General features: G+C 68.9%; 15 protein-coding genes. 10 read left to right on the top strand and 5 right to left on the bottom strand.

Translation table 11 applies throughout. The features are described 5' to 3' along the window. From ACFVDO_RS15715 to ACFVDO_RS15705, 3 genes are all read left to right on the top strand, one after another. Positions 1-546: a tripartite tricarboxylate transporter TctB family protein gene (locus tag ACFVDO_RS15715; protein WP_378859203.1), complete on the top strand. Its 546-nt coding sequence runs from the start codon at positions 1-3 to the stop codon at positions 544-546. Further along, positions 546-2093: a tripartite tricarboxylate transporter permease gene (locus tag ACFVDO_RS15710; protein ID WP_378859204.1), complete on the top strand. Its 1548-nt coding sequence runs from the start codon at positions 546-548 to the stop codon at positions 2091-2093. Before ACFVDO_RS15715 ends, ACFVDO_RS15710 begins: the two co-directional genes overlap by 1 nt. Before the next feature lie 72 nt (positions 2094-2165). Next, positions 2166-2957, top strand: a complete 792-nt coding sequence (locus ACFVDO_RS15705) for a sulfite exporter TauE/SafE family protein (protein WP_378859205.1) — start codon at positions 2166-2168, stop codon at positions 2955-2957. Positions 2958-3023: 66 nt separating this feature from the next. On the opposite strand, the gene ACFVDO_RS15700 is transcribed toward ACFVDO_RS15705, so the two are convergent. Next, a complete protein-coding gene (locus tag ACFVDO_RS15700; RefSeq protein ID WP_378859206.1) occupies positions 3024-6818 on the bottom strand; it encodes an NPCBM/NEW2 domain-containing protein in 3795 nt (1264 codons plus the stop codon). A 116-nt stretch (positions 6819-6934) separates the two neighbouring features. Here ACFVDO_RS15700 and ACFVDO_RS15695 point away from each other — a divergent pair, with 116 nt between their 5' ends. From ACFVDO_RS15695 to ACFVDO_RS15675, 5 genes are read left to right on the top strand one after another with little or no spacing between them, the layout of a single operon-like run. Continuing rightward, complete coding sequence (locus tag ACFVDO_RS15695; protein ID WP_378859207.1) at positions 6935-7390, top strand: MaoC family dehydratase N-terminal domain-containing protein; 456 nt, start codon at positions 6935-6937, stop codon at positions 7388-7390. After that, entirely contained in the window at positions 7390-7788 is a 399-nt protein-coding gene (locus tag ACFVDO_RS15690) for a MaoC/PaaZ C-terminal domain-containing protein (protein WP_378859208.1), read from the top strand. Before ACFVDO_RS15695 ends, ACFVDO_RS15690 begins: the two co-directional genes overlap by 1 nt. After that, positions 7785-8918 (top strand): UDP-N-acetylmuramate dehydrogenase, encoded by a 1134-nt coding sequence (locus ACFVDO_RS15685; protein ID WP_378859209.1) that lies wholly within the window; start codon positions 7785-7787, stop codon positions 8916-8918. Before ACFVDO_RS15690 ends, ACFVDO_RS15685 begins: the two co-directional genes overlap by 4 nt. Before the next feature lie 20 nt (positions 8919-8938). Then, on the top strand, positions 8939-9859 hold the full coding sequence (locus tag ACFVDO_RS15680) for an AEC family transporter (RefSeq protein ID WP_378859210.1): 921 nt from the start codon (positions 8939-8941) through the stop codon (positions 9857-9859). Between the two features lie 29 nt (positions 9860-9888). After that, positions 9889-10293 carry a VOC family protein gene (locus tag ACFVDO_RS15675; RefSeq protein ID WP_378859211.1) on the top strand — a complete coding sequence of 135 codons (405 nt, stop codon included), beginning with the start codon at positions 9889-9891 and terminating at the stop codon, positions 10291-10293. A gap of 52 nt (positions 10294-10345) precedes the next feature. On the opposite strand, the gene ACFVDO_RS15670 is transcribed toward ACFVDO_RS15675, so the two are convergent. From ACFVDO_RS15670 to ACFVDO_RS15655, 4 genes are read right to left on the bottom strand one after another with little or no spacing between them, the layout of a single operon-like run. Next, positions 10346-12034 (bottom strand): glycoside hydrolase family 36 protein, encoded by a 1689-nt coding sequence (locus ACFVDO_RS15670; protein ID WP_378859212.1) that lies wholly within the window; start codon positions 12032-12034, stop codon positions 10346-10348. 34 nt (positions 12035-12068) lie between these two features. Further along, positions 12069-12911, bottom strand: coding sequence for a carbohydrate ABC transporter permease (locus tag ACFVDO_RS15665; RefSeq protein ID WP_378859213.1), 843 nt, complete (start codon positions 12909-12911; stop codon positions 12069-12071). Next, positions 12908-13843, bottom strand: a complete 936-nt coding sequence (locus ACFVDO_RS15660) for a carbohydrate ABC transporter permease (RefSeq protein WP_378859214.1) — start codon at positions 13841-13843, stop codon at positions 12908-12910. Before ACFVDO_RS15660 ends, ACFVDO_RS15665 begins: the two co-directional genes overlap by 4 nt. A 56-nt stretch (positions 13844-13899) precedes the next feature. Continuing rightward, positions 13900-15246 carry an ABC transporter substrate-binding protein gene (locus ACFVDO_RS15655; protein ID WP_378859215.1) on the bottom strand — a complete coding sequence of 449 codons (1347 nt, stop codon included), beginning with the start codon at positions 15244-15246 and terminating at the stop codon, positions 13900-13902. Between the two features lie 116 nt (positions 15247-15362). On the opposite strand from ACFVDO_RS15655, the gene ACFVDO_RS15650 reads away from it, so the two are divergent. Together ACFVDO_RS15650 and ACFVDO_RS15645 are read left to right on the top strand one after the other, a co-directional pair. After that, positions 15363-17486, top strand: a complete 2124-nt coding sequence (locus tag ACFVDO_RS15650; protein WP_378859216.1) for an alpha-galactosidase — start codon at positions 15363-15365, stop codon at positions 17484-17486. Continuing rightward, complete coding sequence (locus tag ACFVDO_RS15645; RefSeq protein WP_378859217.1) at positions 17483-18871, top strand: hypothetical protein; 1389 nt, start codon at positions 17483-17485, stop codon at positions 18869-18871. Before ACFVDO_RS15650 ends, ACFVDO_RS15645 begins: the two co-directional genes overlap by 4 nt. Positions 18872-18901 lie beyond the last annotated feature (30 nt).

The following is an 18901-nucleotide window of genomic DNA, read 5'->3' as shown; positions in this document are numbered from 1 at the left end:
ATGACCGCCCCGATCATCGGGGCGAACGGGCGGGCCGAGAAGACTCGGCCCGCCCCACGGGTTCCCATCGGAGAGCTCGTCTTCGCCCTGCTCATGCTCGTCCTCGGTGTCCTCGCACTGATCGGCGCTTTCAGCATCCACGTCCCGGTCGGCATCCAGGTCGGACCCACGGTGTTCCCGATCGCCGTCTCGATCCTGCTCATCGGCTCGTCGGCCGCCGTGCTCATCGGCGTACTGCGCGGTCAGCGCGCGGAGGTCGAGGAGGGGGAGGACATCGATCCGGACGCGCGCACCGACTGGGTGACCCTCGCGAAGATCGTCGGCGCCATCGTCGTGCACCTGCTGCTCATCGAGCCGATCGGCTGGGCGCCTGCTGCGGCTGTTCTGTTCGGCATCGTCGCGTGGGCCCTCGGCGCCAAGCGCTGGTGGCTCGGATTCCTGATCGGACTCGTGGTGGCCCTGGTCGTGCAGGTGCTGTTCGGCGGACTTCTCGGGTTGTCGCTGCCCTGGGGGCCGGCGTTCAGCTGGCTGGGAGGGATGTTCTGATGGACAGCTGGAGTCTGCTCCTGGAGGGCTTCGCCACCGCTCTGCAGCCCCAATACCTGATGTGGGCGTTCATCGGCGTCTTCATCGGCACGGCCGTCGGCGTACTGCCCGGCATCGGCCCGGCGATGACGGTGGCGCTGCTGCTGCCGCTGACCTACTCACTGGACGCGACCGCGGCCATCATCACCTTCGCCGGCATCTACTACGGCGGCATGTACGGCGGATCGACCACGAGCATCCTGCTGAACACACCCGGTGAATCCGCGTCCATAGTCACGGCCATCGAGGGCAACAAGATGGCCAAGCTCGGACGCGGCGCCGCCGCACTCGCGACGGCGGCCATCGGCTCGTTCATCGCCGGCACCATCGCGACCGTCGGCCTGACGCTGCTCGCGCCCATCCTGGCGGACTTCGCCGTCTCGCTCGGCAACCCCGACAAACTGGCGCTGATCGTGGTGGCGTTCATCACCGTCGGTGCGTTGATGGGCAAGTCCGTGCCGCGCGGCGTGCTGTCGCTCGCCCTCGGGCTTTTCATCGGTCTGATCGGCACCGATGGCCTGTCCGGCCAGCAGCGCTACACTCTCGGCATCCCCGAGTTGAACCAGGGGATCAGCGTCGTGCTCGTCGCGGTGGGCCTGTTCGCCGTCGGGGAGACGCTCTACGTCGCGTCGAGGATGAGGCACGGCGGGATCGACGTCATCCCGGTGACCAAGGGATGGCGCAACTGGATGACCAAGGAGGACTGGAAGCGGTCCTGGAAGCCCTGGCTGCGCGGCACGGCGATCGGATTCCCGATCGGCACCATCCCCGCAGGAGGCGCGGACGTCGCGACCTTCCTCTCCTACGCGGCCGAGCAGAAGCTCTCCAAGCACAAGGAGCAGTTCGGTCGCGGGGCGATCGAGGGCGTCGCGGGTCCTGAGGCGGCCAACAACGCCGCAGCCGCAGGCGTGCTGGTGCCGCTGCTCACGCTGGGCCTGCCGACCACGGCGACCGCGGCGATCATCCTGTTCGCATTCCAGTCCTACGGCATCCAGCCCGGACCCCTGCTCTTCACCAACCAGCCTGCGCTGGTGTGGGCGCTGGTGGCGAGTCTGTACCTCGGGAACCTGATCCTGATCGTGCTGAATCTGCCCCTGGTGGGCATGTGGGTCAAGCTGCTGCAGATCCCGCGGCCGTACCTGTATGCGGGCATCCTGATGTTCGCGGCGTTCGGCGCCTATGCGATCAAGTTCAACATCATCGACATCGTGATCCTGACTGTCATCGGCGTGCTGGGCTACTTCATGCGCCGTTACGGCATCCCCGTGGCGCCGCTGGTGGTGGGTATGATCCTGGGGCCCATGGGCGAAGCCGAGCTGCGCAAGGCTCTGCAGCTGAGCCAGGGAGATCCGATGACGCTGATCGCGAGCCCGTTCGCGGCGATCGCCTACGGGGTGCTGGTGGTGCTGATCCTCGGCGCGCTCTGGCTCCGCCGCCGCCAGGCGCGTTACGAGCAGCGTCTCACCGAGTCGATCTCGGTGCCGATGCTCGCCGACCAGGAGATCTGAGCCCTTCCGGCACCGTGCGCCTGCGCCGAAACGCGGACGTACGGTGCCGAGGCGGCGCAATAGGCTGGGCGGATGCACGACGACGGAACCAGCACGCGGGGCGCACGGGCGTACCTCTCCTACATCGGGATCGGGCTCGCCGCAGGGCTGCTCTCCGGCCTGTTCGGCGTCGGCGGGGGCACGGTCATCGTGCCGCTGCTGGTGCTGCTGCTCGGCTTCGACCAGCGCCGTGCCGCCGGCACCTCGCTCGCCGCGATCGTGCCGATCGCCAGCGTCGGCGTGATCTCGTACGCGGTCTCCGGTTCCGTCGCGTGGATCCCCGCTCTGATCCTGGCGCTCGGCGCCGTGGTGGGCGCGCAGATCGGCACCCGGCTGCTGCCGCGGATGTCGCAGCGCACGCTGCTCTGGGGGTTCGTCGCCTTCATCGCCGTGGTCATCGTGAGCCTGTTCCTGATCGTCCCCTCGCGCGCCGCCGAACTCGACCTCACCTGGACGACGGGGCTGATCCTGGTCGGAGTGGGCGTGTGCACCGGCATCCTGGCGGGTCTCATCGGCGTGGGCGGCGGCATCATCGTGGTGCCGGCGCTGATGCTCGGCATGGGGGTCAGCGACCTCATCGCCAAGGGCACCTCGTTGCTGATGATGATCCCGACCGCGGTCTCCGGCACGGTCGGCAACCTGCGGCACAAGAACGTCGACCTGGTCGCCGCAGCACTCGTCGGCGTCTCGGCGTGCACCACGACCGCGCTCGGCGCCCTCTTCGCCGCGCACATCGACCCCTTCGTCGGCAACGTGCTGTTCGCTGTGTACCTGCTCTACATCGGGTACCAGATGGCCCGGAAGGCCATCCGCGCCAAGAACTAGCCACCGCACGGCGAGGCGCCCCTCGGAACGGATCCGAGGGGCGCCTGTGCTCAGTTCTTCAGCCGGTCACTCGCAGGTGAACAGCGCATCGCCCCACACGCCGTGTGCGCCGTTGATGCTGCCCGGCGCCGTCACGTTGAGGTCGATGTACTGCACCCCGGTGACGTCGACGTTCACCTGTTCCGGGGCGAAGCCCGGAGTGAAGGTGCGGGACTGGTAGCGGTTCACTCCGTCGGCGTCGACCGTGAAGATCACGTTGCCGGCGAAGTTCTTCTCCAGCCCGACCGAGGCCGTGAAGGTGGAGCACTTGCCGCCCAGGTAGTACGTCACCTTCGATGCCGCGTGCACGCCGAGGCCCTTGGCGTAGGTCGGGCTCTTCCCGGTGGCGGGGTCGACGTAGTTGATCGCCAGCGGCAGGTCCGGCGAGTCCGCCGCATCCTTGTTGGCGACGTCCTTGCCGATCACGCCCCACCCGGTGGTGGCGCTGATCCAGTTCAGATCCGATGCGTAGGCCTTGCCCGAGGGGGCCGGCGGCATCGGCTGGTCGACGACCTTCCAGTCGAAGATCTTCAGGCGGCTCTCGGTCGGGAGCACGACGTAGGCGAGCTCCTTGGCCGGGTTCAACCGCACGAGGTTCGAATACACCTGGTACTTGCCGGTGGGGTACTCGTACACGTTCGGGTTGTTGCCGTTGTTGCGCCCGAGGCTCGTGATCGCCACGCTCGCGCCGCCCAGGCCGGATGCCTGCGGCAGCCAGTTCGGGAAGAACACGGTCTGCTTCGAGACGGTGCCGTCGGCGTAGTGCAGCTCGAGCTGCGGGTTGACCCCGCCGCCGGATGCCGCGGAGGCGAGCAGCGCGAGGTGCGTGCCCTTGCCGGTGAGCGCGATGGTCTGTCCGGCCGGAGAGACGGAGTCCTTCGCACCGGACGGGTTCGGCCAGGTGTAGGCGATAGCCGCGTCACCGGTGCCGACCGTGACAGTGGAACCGGGGGTGACACCGGCCCGCGCCAGTGCCTCGGCCGAGAAGGTCGCCCCGCCACCGTCGAAGTCACCGGGCTTCGCCGTGGTGAGCGTGGTCACGGCGTCGGCGTTGTACGCCCCGGCCAGTGATCCGTACGCGACGTAGAGCTGGTTCGCTCCGGACGCCTTCTGGGCGGTCTTCTGCGCGGTGTAATCCGCGACAACCTTCACCGTCTGCAGGTCGGCGGCGGCAGCATCCGTGACCTTCACCTCGAAGGTGGCGGTCACCGACGCGCCGGGCTCGACCAGGGCGGCCTTGTCACCCTTCGCAGAGACGAGTGTCCAGCCCTCGGGCAGCTGCGGGGCCAGGGAGACGCTCTCCTTCTTCTTGGTGCCGGTGTTGCGGAAGGTCGCCTCCACCGTGGTGGTGTCGCCCTGGAAGACCCGCTTGTCGAGAGTCACCGAGACGGATGCCGCGGTGAGGTCGGCATCCCGGCCGCCGACGGCGCTGGTGGCCGCGAGCACGACCTGAGCCTCGGCGGAGGAGGCGACGGCGGGCACCTTCACGCGGATGACGCCGCCGGCGTCCTTCGCGTCGAAGAACCAGCCCGAGGATGCGGCATCCAGCGCCTCGAGGGACGCAGCCTGCTTCAGCCCCTTGCCGTCGACCGCGACGTTCTTCGGCGCGGAACCGGTGTGCGCCTCGATCACGTACGGCCGGGCGGCTGCCTTGCCGTCGTACGACCCGGCACGCCGGCCGATGTTGATCACGACCGAGCCCTTCTTGCCGGCATCCGGAGCATCCACGGTGAACTTCTGGGTGCTGGAGGCGCCGTCGGCGTAGGCGCGCGTGACCTGGTCGTCCTCGTAGAGCGAGAACGAGCTCTTGCCCTGCGGGAACAGCGAGAGCGTGACGGGGGAATCCGCCGGAACGAGCGACGCATTCCGGGCCGTGATGCCCTGCGGCACCAGCGCGCCGGCGCGGACGAAGATCGGCAGCTTGTCCAGCGGAGCCGGGTGCCCGTTCAACACCTGACCGCCCTCGTGCACCTCACCGGTCCAGAAGTCCACCCACTGGGATCCGGCGGGCAGGTAGATGCCGTTGCGCACATCGGTCTTCGTGAAGACCGGGGCGACCAGGTAGTCGCTGCCGAGCAGGAACTCGTTGTTCGCCTCGACGCTGTACGAGCCGGCATCCTTCGGGTACTCCAGAGCCAGCGAGCGCATCATGGGCAGGCCGCTGCGGTGCGACTCCGCCGCGAGGGTGTAGATGTACGGCATCAGGCGCTGGCGCAGCTGCAGGTAGCTGCGGTTGATCTTCGTCGCCTCGTCGCCGTACAGCCACGGCCGCTTGTCGACCGAGGCCCAGCCGCTCATCGAGTACAGCGCCGGCGCGAACGCCTTCCACTGCAGGTCGCGCACGTAGCTATCCGGCGAGCCGCCGAAGATGCCGTCCACGTCACCCGTGCTGAATGCGAGGCCCGAGTTTCCTGCACCGGTCAGTGCGGAGATCTGCCAGCGCACGGCGTCGAGGTTGCCGGAGTGGTCGCCGGTCCACTGCATGCCGCAGCGCTGCGCGCCGGCCCAGCCCTCGACCATGAGCGCCGTGCCACGGGCATCCGAGTACTTCTCGATGCCGTCGTGCGCGGCCTCGCAGCCGGTGAGGGCAAGACGGTAGCCGCTGCCCACCCATGCGACGTCGAGCTTGCGCAGGCGCACGCCGGCCTCGCCGACCTCGTACTCCTGCTTGTCCAGCGAGCGCTGGGTCCACAGGCCGGTCTTCAGATCGGTCTGATCCTGGATCGCCTTGATCGTCTCAGGAAGCTCCTGGTATTCGCAGCCGTAGCCGTCGTTGACCAGCATCCAGCCGGCGGGCATGTCGTTCTCGACGAAGTCCTTGGCGATCTCGAGCGCCTGCGGGGTCTTCAGCTTGGCCGGATCCTTGCTGCCGGAATAGGTCGGGCTGGAGCGGTTGTAGCAGTCCGCGTCGCCGTACTCCAAGGCGTACACCGGCGGCATGATCGGCCGGCCGGTCAGCTGCGTGTACGACTCGAGCGACTGCTCGTAGTCGCCGACGAAGTAGTACGCGTCGAAGCGGCGCTCCTGGTGCGTGGTGGTGTGCTTCGCGAAGTCGTAGGTGCCCTTCGCGAACGTGTTGCGCAGCACGCCGTAGCCCTCGGAGGACATGTAGTACGGCACCGCGTTCGGGTAGCCGTCGTCGTCCCAGTCGAAGTTGTTGGCGATGTTGATGACCGACCCGGTGTGGATCGAGCGGCCGTTCTGCATGCCGCCGCCGAGGATCTGCTCGCCGTCCTGGCCCTTCAGGTGCTGGGTGGCGGAGTTCTTGCCGAACGTGATCGCGGCGGACTCGGCGAAGAGCGTCGAGCCGTCGGCGCGGGTGGCGGAAACCGCACCGGTGGCGCGATCGACCGAGAGGGTGACGGTCTTCGAGGCGATGCTGATCACGTTGCCTTCGGCGACCGAGACGTCGGTGCCGCCGAAGGTCTTGGCGCCGACGACGATGTCGGCGGTGCGCGTTGCGTCGCCCTGCGGCGTGTTCGCCGGATCCGTGAACGATCCGCTCGGGTCGGCCTCAAGCCGGAAGGTGCCGTTCTCGAGGAAGGTCACGCGCATGGCGCCGTGCTCGGCGGTCAGCGTGACGGATGCCCCGTCCTGCTGAACGCCGGTGATCGCACCGATCGACGCCCCTGACTCGTCGACGGGGACCTCGGGCGAAGCCGGCTTGGGGGTGATCGGGGTGGGGTCGGATGCGGCGGTCGTGGCCGCGGCTGCGGGCTCGGCGGTGTGCACGGAGGCGAGCCCGAAGCCCGTCACCCCCAGCGCGATCGCGAGTCCCAGCGCGCCGAAGCGTCGCCGGCAGGAAAGTGAGTTCAACGTCATCGTCTCCTCGTTGTGATTGTTTGTGCATCTGGGGTGCGCAAAGCAGTCATATCGAATCACTCTTTTGCACTGTCGGTCAAGGGTTACCTCTATATGGGCCTCGGTAGACTCGTGGGGTGGCAGTGAACCCAGAACTGGTCGGCCGGGAGTTCCCGCCGACATCCCCCTACCTCGTCGGACGTGAGAAGGTGCGCGAGTTCGCGCGCGCGGTCTTCGCCGACGCCCCCGTGCACACCGACGTCGACACCGCGCGCGCCGCCGGCTACGCCGACGTGGTCGCCCCGCCGACCTTCGCGATGGTCATCCAGGACCACACGCTGCAGCAACTGCTCGCGCTCGAGGACTCTGGCATCGTGCTGGCGCGCACCATCCACGCCGAGCAGCGGTTCACCTACACCCGGCCCATCGTCGCCGGCGACGAGCTCACCGGGCAGCTGCGGGTCACCGGCATCCGCACTCTCGGAGGAAACGCCATGATCACCAGCGAGGCCGAGATCACCGATGCGGACGGCGCGCACGTCGTCACCGCCACCAGCGTGCTGCTGGTGGGCTCCGAAGGACAGGGGGAGTGATGCCGTTCACCGTCGGAGACGTGATCGCCGAGCGCACCGTGCACCTCACCCGTGAGTCGCTGGTGCGGTACGCCGGAGCATCCGGCGACTTCAACCCCATCCACTACCGCGACGACGTCGCGGCCGAGGTCGGTCTGCCCGGCGTACTCGCGCACGGGATGCTGACCATGGGCCTCGCCTCGTCGGTCGTGGTGTCCGCGCTGGGCGACGTCGCGAAGATCGTCGACTACGGCGTGCGCTTCACCAAGCCGGTCGTCGTCGATCCGCAGGACGGCGCCGACGTCACCGTCGTCGCGAAGGTCGCCGCCGTCGATGACGAGACCGCGCGGATCGATCTGAAGGTCACGCACGGCGAGACCACCGTGCTGGCCAAGGCGCAGCTGCGCGTGGCGCTGTGACGGAGATCTCGCCGATCCCGCTGCGCACGCTGACCACGCTGCGCACCGGCGGCGCTCCCGAGCGGATGCGCGAGGCCGCGACCACTGCCGAGCTGATCTCCGAGCTGCAGCAGGTCTGGGCCACCGGCGACGAGTGGTTCGTATTGGGCGGCGGATCGAACCTGTTCGCCGGCGATGCCGCCTTCGAAGGCACCGTCATCCGGGTGCTCTCCCGCGGCATCGAAGAGGTCCCCTCGCCGCACGAGGGCCGCGTGCGGCTGCGGGTGCAGGCGGGGCACGACTGGGACGACCTGGTCGCCTACGCCGTCGAGCGCGGCTATGCCGGCATCGAGGCGATGAGCGGGATCCCCGGCACCGTCGGCGCCGCTCCGGTGCAGAACGTGGGCGCCTACGGGCAGGAGATCCAGGAGACGCTCGTCGAGGTCGAGCTGCTCGATGAGCATGCCGCGCGGCCGGTCACCGTCCCCGCGTCAGAGCTCGAGCTCGGCTTCCGCACCTCGGTGCTCAAGCACCACTACGGCGGTGTGCCGCAGCGCCGGGCCGTGATCCTCAGCGTCACACTCGATCTGGCCGTCACCGACGGTACTCGTGTGGTGCGCGGCGAGCAGCTGCGACGTGCGCTCGGCCTGGAGGACGAAGTGGCCGTGCCGCTGGCCTGGGTGCGCTCCACCGTTCTCGAGACCCGCGCGAAGAAGGGGATGCTGCTGGACCCCGACGACCCCGACACGGCCAGTGCAGGCTCGTTCTTCCAGAACGCGATCGTGCCGGAGTCCGTGGCGCGCACGCTGCCGCCGGAGTGCCCGCGCTGGCCCGTCGCGCCCGACCTGGATGCGGTGACCGTGATCCCGCTGTCGGGGTTCACCGGTGCGGTACCACCGCTCGTGACGGCTCCGGCCGAGGTGAAGGTCAGTGCGGCCTGGCTGATCGAGCACTCCGGCATCCGCAAGGGATTCAAGCTGCCCCGGTCGCGCGCGGGCGTCTCGACCAAGCATGCGCTCGCGCTCACCAACCGCGGGGGCGCGACCGCCGCCGAGGTGTCGGAGCTGGCCCGGTTCATCCAGAACCGCGTGCACTCCGAGTTCGGTCTGCTGCTGCAGCCCGAGCCGGTGCTGGTCGAGGTCGAGCTCTGAGCTCGATCTAAGCTCGAGGGGTGCTCGACACTCTCACCGGATTCGCCGTCGTCGGACTGGCGATCGCGGTCGGTTACGTCATCGGGCGCATCGACCTGCTGGGCGCGCACGCACGCGAGGTGCTGAGCAGGCTGACGTTCTTCGTGCTGTCGCCGTTCCTGCTGTTCACCGTGCTCGCGCAGGCGGATGCGAAGGTGCTGTTCTCATCGCTGCTGCCGGTGTCGGCGATCGCGGCGGCGGTCGTCATAGGCCTGTACGTGCTGGTGGCGAAGCTCGTCTGGAAGCGCGCCGCGGGGGAGACCGTGATCGGGGCGCTCTCGGCAGGGCAGGTGAACTCGAACAACATCGGCATCCCGCTGTCGCTGTACCTGCTCGGCAGCGCCGCCTATCCCGCGCCCGTGATCCTCATGCAGCTCCTGGTCTTCACGCCGATCTCGCTGAGCATCCTCGACGCGGTGACCGGCGAGCGCCGATCGTTCGGCCGCACGGTGCTGCGCACCGCGACCAACCCGATCATCCTCGGTTCCGCGCTGGGCACCCTGGTGTCGGTGCTCGGGATCGAACTGCCGCCGATCGTCATCGATCCGATCACCCTCCTCGCGAACGCCTGCGTGCCCGTGCTGCTGATCAGCTACGGCATCTCGCTGCACGGGCAGCGGGTGCTCGGCGCCGCCGGGCGCCGGCGCGACGTGCTATTGGCGAGCGCGCTGAAGCTGCTCGTCATGCCCGCGATCGCGTGGCTGGTCGCACAGTTCGTGTTCGGTCTCTCGGCGCATGAAGTGCTGATCGTCGTGGTGCTCGCGGCGCTGCCCACCGCGCAGAACGTCTTCAACTACTCCCAGCGGTATGACATCGGCGAGGCGATCGCCAGAGACACCGTGTTCATCACGACCGTCGGATGCGTGCCGGTGCTGTTGGGGGCCGCGCTGCTGCTGGGCTGACGTCGGCGCCCGGGCGTACGCTCGCAGGTATGAGCGGACTCGTGCCCTACCTCCTGTTCCCCGGAACCGCAGCCGAAGCGCTGCCGTTCTACCAATCGGTGTTCGGCGGTGAGGTCGCGCTGTTCACCTATGAGCAGTTCCAGCGCACCGACGGCCCCGGCGACCAGATCGCGCACGGCATGCTCACCGGCGGTCCGGTGGCGCTCTCGGGAGCGGATGCCGGTGCTGACGACGACGCGGTCACGATGAACGGCATGTTCTTCTCGCTGCTCGGCACCGCAGACCCCGAGACGCTGACGCGCTGGTTCGCGCAGCTGGCGGAGGGCGGGCGCATCATCGACCCGCTGCAGAAGCGGCCCTGGGGCGACCACGACGGCACGCTCGCAGACCGGTACGGCGTGCGCTGGCTGATCGGCTTCCACCCTGAGGACTGAAACGCCGACGCCGTCGCTCCCGAGAGGAGCGGCGGCGTCGGCGTGGGGAGGGTCAGGCGAGGTCGAGCACGCTCCACGGCACCATCTCGACCATGCCGTCGGATGTCAGACCGAAGCGCTCGCCGTCTCCGGAGACCACGCGGTACGGCAGAGCGTTCCCCGCGGTGCCGTTGATCACCACGAGGCGGTCGACGCCGTCGAGGTCGAGGTCGAGCATCCGCTCCTGGTAGGCCGCGACCACGAGCGTGCCGTCCAGGCGGGAGGCGACCACCGGGTAGCCCTCGCCGGGCAGACCCGCTGAGATCTCGCCGCGGATCAGCACCTCGCGCAGCCCGTGCCAGGTCTGCAGCAGATCGCGCACGCGCTCGACCTGCTCGGCCGGGAGCGAGGCCATCGGCATCGAGAGCTGCGGCACCGAGAAGAACGTGTTCAGCAGCTGACGGGCGGGCGCTTCGACGCCGGCGCGCGGGTCCCACATGATCGGGTCCGCGTGCACCACCTGATCCGTGGCGAACAGGCGCAGGTCGACCGTTCGGCGGCGGTTCTGGTCGGCGTCGGCAGGGCAGTCCGTCGCGCGGATGACGTCGGCGTACCCGGCGATCGCGGGCGACACGTACGGCTGGCGGTACTCGATCAGCGAACCGGGGCGGGCCAGCTCTGCAGCATCCGAGATGTCGGAGAGCAGCACCCGCATCGCCTCGCCGACGTCGTCGATGTCGCCGGGCGACGGAGTGCCGGCGTAGACCATCGCGTTGTTCAGGAAATCGACCTTGAGGCCGTCCAAAGCGTAGTCCGACATCAGCCGGGCGCATGCACCGGCGAGATGACGTCGCACCTCGGGGATGCGCGGGTCGAGCACGTGTGCGCGCAGGTCGCCGGAGTAGTGCGGCGCGTACCCGGACAGCTCGGCGAACGCATCGCTCTGCGGGCCCAGCAGCAGCGGCGCGACCCAGAGCACCACGCCCATGCCGGCGTCGTGCAGCTCATCGACGGTGCCGCGGAAGTCGGGGAACTTGCTCTCGTCGGGCACCCAGTCGCCGCATCCCGCGTACCAGCGGCCGTCGCCGAGGCGCTGCCAGCCGTCGTCGATGAAGATCGACCTGCATCCGATCTCGTGCGACCGCAGGGCCTCGTCGCGCACGATGTCGGCCGAGATCCGCTGCGAGTACGAGTACCAGGTGGAGTACACCGGTTCGAGGGAGTACGGCGACACCCTGTGCACGGGCCGTCCGTCGTGCAGTCGGCGCGACAACGTCCGCACCGCGTCGGCGTAGGCCGCCTGCTCGGCGACGAAGAGCAGGGTGATGACGCCGTCGTCGTCCGCCAGTGCGGGCTCGATCGCGATGCGGACGACGAACGACTTCGACTCCTCCGAGACGCCGTACTCGATGCGGCCGGTGGGTACCAGGCTGTCCAAGGCGAAACCGAGCTGGGCGGAGCCGTCGACATCGCACAGCACCAGCAGCGGCACCGAGCGCACGGCTCCGAAGGACTCGGAGCCGGCCCAGTCCGCGGGCAGCCCGCGGATCGAGTCCGCTCCGGCGTGCCAGACGCCGGAGGCGTTGCCGAGCGGACCCTCCAGCATGATCTGCCCTGGTTCCTCCGCGGTCAGGCGGATCTCCAGCAGGCCGCCGATCCGCTCGGTCCGGAGGATGCGGCATCCGCCGCCGGTGCCGAGCGAGAAACCGCGGGCGAGCGGCGTCCACTGGACGGTGTCGAGGTCGTTGTCTTCGAGGAGCACAGATGGTCCTTTGCGTTGCGAGGTCGGGTGAGCGCTATTGCTTGACGGCGCCGGCGAGGATGCCGGCGACGAACTGGCGCTGGAGGAACAGGAACAGGATCAGGATCGGCAGCATCGAGAGCATGGTGCCCGTCAGCAGCTGCCCGTAGTCGGTGTTGCTGACGCCCTGCAGCGTGGCCAGCGCCACCGGGATCGTGTACGCGTCCGGCGTGCGCAGCACGACCAGCGGGAACACGAAGGCGTTCCACATGCCCAGGAACAGGAAGATCGAGAGCGCGGCCAGGGCGGGACGGACCGTGGGGATCACGATCTGGAACAGCAGCCGGAACTCGCCCGCGCCATCCACTCGTGCCGCCTGGATGAGTTCGTCGGGGATGGAGCTCATCGCCTGTCGCATGAGGAACACGCCGAACGGCAGCGCGAGGCTCGGCAGGATGAGGGCCTGGTAGGTGTCCAGCCAGCCGAGCCACACCATGATCTGGAACAGCGGGACCAGCGTCACCTGCGAAGGCAGCGCGAGCGTCACCAGCAGGATGCCGAACATCACGTTCTTGCCGCGGAACTCGAACTTCGCGAACGCGTAGCCCGCCGCGGTGCAGACGATCAATCCGAGCACCGTGTAGATCGAGGCCACCAGTACCGAGTTCAGCACGGAGCGGCCGAACATCGTCTCTTGGAACAGACCGGTGACGTTGCTCCAGAACGCGTCGCCCGGGACGAAGTTCGGCGGGGTCGAGAAGATCTTGTTCGACGGGTAGGTGCTGGCGATGATCAGCCAGTAGAACGGCAGTGCCATGAGCACGGCACCCGCGGCGATCGCGGTGGTCAGCACCAGGGAGCGGCCCGTTCGGCGGGGGCCGGCCTGAAGGGTGGTCATGACTTCTCCCGGAAGAGTCGGAACTGGATCAGCGAGATGACGCCGATGATGAGCGTGAGGACGTACCCGATCGCGGAGGCGTACCCGAAGTCGAAGTACTGGAATCCGTTCTGGTAGAGGTACATGCCCACGGTGAGGGTGGAGTTCAGCGGGCCGCCGTTGGTGATCACGAAGGGTTCGTCGAAGAGCTGCAGCGTGCCGATCGTGGACAGGATCACGGTGAGGATGATCGCCGGGCGCAGACCCGGGATCGTGACATGCCAGAACTGCTTGCGGCCGTTCGCCCCGTCGACCGCGGCGGCCTCGTAGAGCTCGGTGGGGATGGCCTGCAGCTGGGCGAGATAGATGATCGCGCTCTGGCCGGTGTAGTGCCAGGTCATCGCGATGACGATGGAGATCTTCGCCCAGAACGGGTCGGTGAGCCACGGCACGGGACCGATGCCGACGTAGCCGAGCAACTGGTTGACGAAGCCGTCCTCCGAGTTGAACAGGGCGCTGAAGAGGATGCCGTAGGCGACCAGGCCCATCACGATCGGGACGAAGTAGAGCGTGCGCCACAGGGCGCGGAACTTCAGCAGCACCGAGTTGAACGCGACCGCGAGCAGGATCGCGAGGATGAGCATGATCGGCACCTGCACGATCAGCATGACGAAGGTGTTCCACAGGGCCTGGTAGAACAGCGGATCCTGGAACAGGCGCGTGTAGTTGGCCAGGCCGGCGAATGCGGTCACTCCGTCGACGTTGGTGGTGAAGCTCTGCCAGAGAGCGCTCAGGTACGGGAAGACCGTGAACGCCGCGAACAGCGCGATGGTCGGCAGCAGCAGCACGTAGGGCGTGTAGACGGGGTGGCCGACGCTGCGGCGCCGACGCCGCTGCTTCGGCGGCAGGATGGGGACGAGGGCTTTCGTCTCGGGAGAAGCGGTCAGTGTCACGATGTCGTCGCGGGTCCCGGCGTCCGGAGATACCGGGACCCGCATCCTTTCTCGGCTCAGTCGTCCGCGATCTTGCGGCCGGTCTGCTGAGCGACGAGCTTCGCCGCGTCGTCCAGCACCTTCTGCGGGTCGGCGTCCTCGGTCAGCACCTTGGTCTGCGCGTCGCTGTACGCCTTCAGGGCGCGTGCGTAGTCGCTGGTGTAATTGACGACAGGGGTCTTCTCGGCGAGCTGCGCGATGAAGATGTCGTTCACGCGCTGGCCGCCGTAGAACTCGACGGGCTGGGAGAACTCCTTGGTCGTGATGAAGGGCTTGTAACCCGGGAACATGCCGCCGGCCTTGTAGACCTCCTTGGCGCCGTCCGTGGTGGCCATCGCGTACTTGGCGAAGGCGACGGCGGTCGCCTTGTTCTTGCTGGTGGTGGGCACCGAGAGGTAGGTGCCGCCGTCGATCGCCGCGGTCAGGCCGCCGGGTTCGACGGACGGAGGCTTGCGCACGCCCCACTTGCCGGCCATCTCGGGGGCGTCGATCGCCATCTCGCCGGCCATCCAGCCACCGCTCGAGAACGCCGAGACGGGCTTCTTGCCCTTCATCTGCGCCACCATGGCGTCCCAGCCGCCCGAGTCCTGCACGATCAGACCCATGTCCTTGGCCTTCTTGATCAGCTCGAGGGACTTCAGCCCCTCCGGGCCGTTCATCGTGATCTCGCCCTTGCCGTTGAAGTAGAACGAGCCCTGCAGGTTGGTCAACAGCTGCCAGAGGCCGCCCGACGGTCCCTTCGAGGCGGACATGTCCATGCGGAACAGCGGGGCTCCGGTCTTGTCCTGCACGATCTTGGCGGCGTCGAACAACTGGTCCCAGGTCTCGACCTCGTCGATGTCGACGCCGGCCTCCTGGAACAGGTCGGTGCGGTAGAAGAAGCCGGTGGCGTTGACCTCGTAAGGCAGCCCGTAGACCTGCCCCTTCGCGCCGCTGCCGCTCTTCCAGGCGCCGGCGGGGAAGTCGGACTCGAGCTCTTCGCCGTCGTAATCGCGGAAGTCGACGAGCTTGCCGGGGAACTTCTCGACGTAGTTGCCCATGTAGTCGATGCCGATGTTGAGCACGTCGGCGAGACCGGCGCCGCCTGCGGCCATGCCTGTGGTGATCTTGCTCCAGATCGCAGGGTTGCCGACGTCGAGCACCTCGACCTCGACGCCGGGGTGCAGCTTCTTGAAGCCGGGGATCGCGGCGCGCAGGCCCTTGGCGGGAGCGGTCCACGACCAGACGGTGATCTTGCCCTCGATCTTCTCGCTGCCGGCCGATCCGCCGTCGGATGCGGGTGAGCACGAGGTGAGGGCGAGCGCTGCGGCGGCTGCCGCGGCGATCAGTGCGGTGGTGCGGCCTAGCCGCGAGGGGAGCTTCATCGTTGAGGGTCCTTTCGAGTGCTATGTCACATAGCGGCGGGTGGTGAACGCCATGCTAACAACTAGAAATGCAGATATGCAATGATGACTTGCAAGATTGCAGAATGGAAGAGCGCATGGACATCGATGTCTTTCACCTGACCGCCGAGGACGTCAGCGTCGTCATCACCGCGGATGGCGGGGCGATGCCCGCGATCGCGTACTGGGGCCGCGGTCTCGGCGAACTCACGCCGCAGGCTCTCGACGACATCGCCGCGGGAACCCGACGGCAGCGCGCCACGAGCGAGCCCGATATTCCGCTGCCGATCGGCGTCGTGCCCGAGGCGGGGCAGGGCTGGTACGGCCCGACGGGTCTTGCCGGGCACCGGGCGGGGCGGCATCCGTTCCCGGCGTTCACGCGCACCGACGTCGTCGAGGAGACCGGCGCGATCGTCGCGCAGGGAGTCGACGAGGCTGCAGCGGTCTCCATCGAGCTGCGCCTGGAACTGCTCCCCAGCGGCGTGCTGCGCACGCGCGCGACCGTGACGAACAATGGCGACGGCGCGTATTCCCTGGAGGGCATGGACCTGGCTGTGCCGGTCCCGGCGCGCGCGACCGAGCTACTCGACTTCACCGGCCGGCACAACGGCGAACGCCGTCCGCAGCGCCGTGACCTGGTCGACGGCACGCACCTGCGGGAGAACCGTCGCGGTCGCACCGGACCCGATGCCGTCACCCTGCTCGCGGCGGGTGTCCCCGGATTCGGCTTCGAGGCCGGTGAGGTGTGGGCCGCGCACCTGGCCTGGTCGGGCGACCAGCGGCTCTGGGCGCACCGCACCAACGGCGGCCGCTCGTTCCTCGGCGGCGGCGAGGTGCTCGAACCCGGCGAGCTCGAGCTCGCTCCCGGCGAGGCATACATCTCGCCCTGGCTGTACCTCACCTGGGGAGAGGGCCTGGATGCGGCATCCGCACGCCTGCATCGGATGCTGCGCGCGCGAGCCACGCACCCGTCGATCGGGCGCCCGATCACGCTGAACACCTGGGAGGCCGTGTATTTCGACCACTCCCTGCCGCCGCTGCTGGAACTGGCCGACCAGGCCGCCGAGGTCGGCATCGAGCGCTTCGTGCTGGACGACGGATGGTTCCGCGGACGCCGGCACGACCGTGCTGGACTCGGGGACTGGTACGAGGATGAGGACGTCTGGCCGCACGGGCTCGGCCCGCTTGTCGACCACGTGCGCGAGCGCGGCATGCAGTTCGGCCTGTGGTTCGAGCCCGAGATGGTCAATCCAGACTCGGATCTCGCCAGGCGGCACCCGGACTGGATCCTCTCGCCCGAGGAGCGGGATGCCCCGCTCGCACGGCAGCAGCAGGTGCTGAACATCGGCCATCCCGGCGCCTATGCGTACATCGCGGAGCGCCTCATCGACGTGATCACGCGGTACCGCGTGGACTACGTCAAGTGGGATCACAACCGCGACCTCACCGAACCCGTGGACCGCAGCACCGGCCGCGCCGGCGTGCACCGGCAGACCGCCGCCGTGTACCGCCTGCTGCGCGAGGTGCGTGAGGCGTGCCCGTGGCTGGAGATCGAGTCGTGCTCGGCAGGCGGCGGTCGCATCGACCTGGGCATCGTCGAGTACGTCGACCGGTTCTGGACCAGCGACTCGAACGACCCGCTGGAGCGGCAGCGCATCCAGCGCGGCACCACGCTGCTGATGCCGCCCGAGCTGCTCGGCTCGCACGTCGGCGCGCTGTTCGCCCACACCACCGGACGCGCCGCGAGCATGACCTACCGCGCGGTCACCGCGCTGGTGGCCAGTTTCGGCGTGGAGTGGGATCTGCGCGAGGCGACACCGGCCGAGCGCGCCGAGCTCGCCGGCTGGATCGCCATCGCCAAGCGGCTGCGTCCGCTGACCGAGCGCGGCGAGCTGCGCAGGCTCGCCACCGAGCCGGCGCTGGTCGCGCAATCGGTCGTGTCCGAGGATCGAGCGCATGCGCTGGTGACGATCGCCGCGATCGACTCCGTCGCGCACATCCCCGGCGGCACGCTGCGGATCGCCGGCATCGATCCAGGCCGTCGCTACCGCGTGCGGCGGCTCACCGTCGAGGGCGCGGACGACCCCACCGCTCGGCGTGGACAGCCGGCCTGGTGGCTCGAGCAGACCGAGGTCGCCGGCGTCGTGCTCGCGCAGGTGGGGCTGCCGCTGCCGACGCTGCGCCCGCAGGAAGCAGGGGCGATCGAGCTGATCGCGGTATGACCGCGCTCACGCTGCGCAGCGACAGCCACGAGCTGGAGGGGATCTTCGCCTGGGCCGTCGCCGAGGCTCGCTCGCACGCCGTGCCCGGCGGCCGACTGGGGCCGAAGGACGTCTCGGAGCGCTCGCCGCGGGGGAGCGGCTCGGTGCTGTACCGCGACGCGTACTGGGCCGGGTACCGGCACCGGTCAGGCTTCTATCTGCGCGACTTCGCGCATCAGGCCGTCGGTGCGCACCTGCTGGGCTGGGCGGACCGCAACGCGGCGATGCTCGCGGCGTTCGTGCGATCGGCCGACGAGCGGCACGGCGGCTGGCCGTGGTGGGCGATCAACTTCGACCTGCGCACGCCGCTGGCGATCGACTACCGCTCGGCGGACCGGTTCGTGCGGGAGCTCCCCGCGGCGTTCGAACTCGCCGAGACCGCGCAGGTGCTGCATCGCTGGACGGGGGATCCCGCGCTGCGCGAGCATGCGGATGCTGCCCGACGCCTTGTCGAGGAGTTCGCCGACGCGCACGACGTCGCGCCGCGCAACGGCGTGGCCGAGGCATCCGGTCCGGGCATCTTCGACGGCACGGCCAGCTACAACGAGCTGCCCGGTGTGGTGCTGCACGAGGCCGGCGACGGGTTCGCCGCGCAGTACGCCGCGACCCGGCATGTCGCCGCGCTGCTGCGCGACACCGATGCGGAGACACGGCTCACCGCACGGGCGGAACGGATGCGGCACCACTACGACGAGTCGTGGAGCCGCAGTGAGTCCGGCGGCGTGGTGTGCGGCTGGACGACCTCCGGTGAACCGATCACCGAGTGGTCGCGGGAGTCCACCTGGTTCCCGCTGCTGAAGGGCCTGCTGGTAGGCGACCGCGCTGCGCGCGAGCTCGATCGCGTGGACGTGCTCTGCCGCGATACGGCATCCGCTCCGCGCAATGTCGAGGCGCTCACCTATCTGCCCGATCTCTTCTTCCGGCACGGGCGCCCCGACACCGCATGGCACTGGATGCAGCGCATCCACGCCCTGCGCGACGAGCCGCACGAGGTGCCGGAGCAGGGTGCGAACGGCACCTACCCGGAGGCGTCGTTCACGCTGCTCAGCCAGACCGTGCTCGGCATCCTCGGCATCGAGCCGGATGCCGCCGGCGGCCGGCTCACGGTGCGCCCCGGGCTGCCGGCCGATGTCGGCACGGTCGAGCTGCGCGGCCTGCCGTTCGCGGACGGCACAGTGTCGGTGCGGGTCACGCGCGCAGAGGTACACGTCTGGAACGGAACCGGCCGCGCGCTGCGGGTCGGGGCCTCCGAGGCATCCGGATTCCGAGATCCGCACCTGTCCGAGGCGTCCGATGACGGAGTGCTCGTCCCCGCCGGAGGCGGCGCGGTCCTGCGTCGCCCCTAGGCGTTCGCCGGCACGGGGCCCAGGACGTGT

Origin of the sequence: Microbacterium sp. NPDC057741 (genome assembly GCF_042798735.1) — a bacterium.
Taxonomy (GTDB): Bacteria; Actinomycetota; Actinomycetes; order Actinomycetales; family Microbacteriaceae; genus Microbacterium.
Note: the sequence above shows the minus strand (reverse complement) of the source record. Positions and strands in the feature narration are given on the sequence as shown.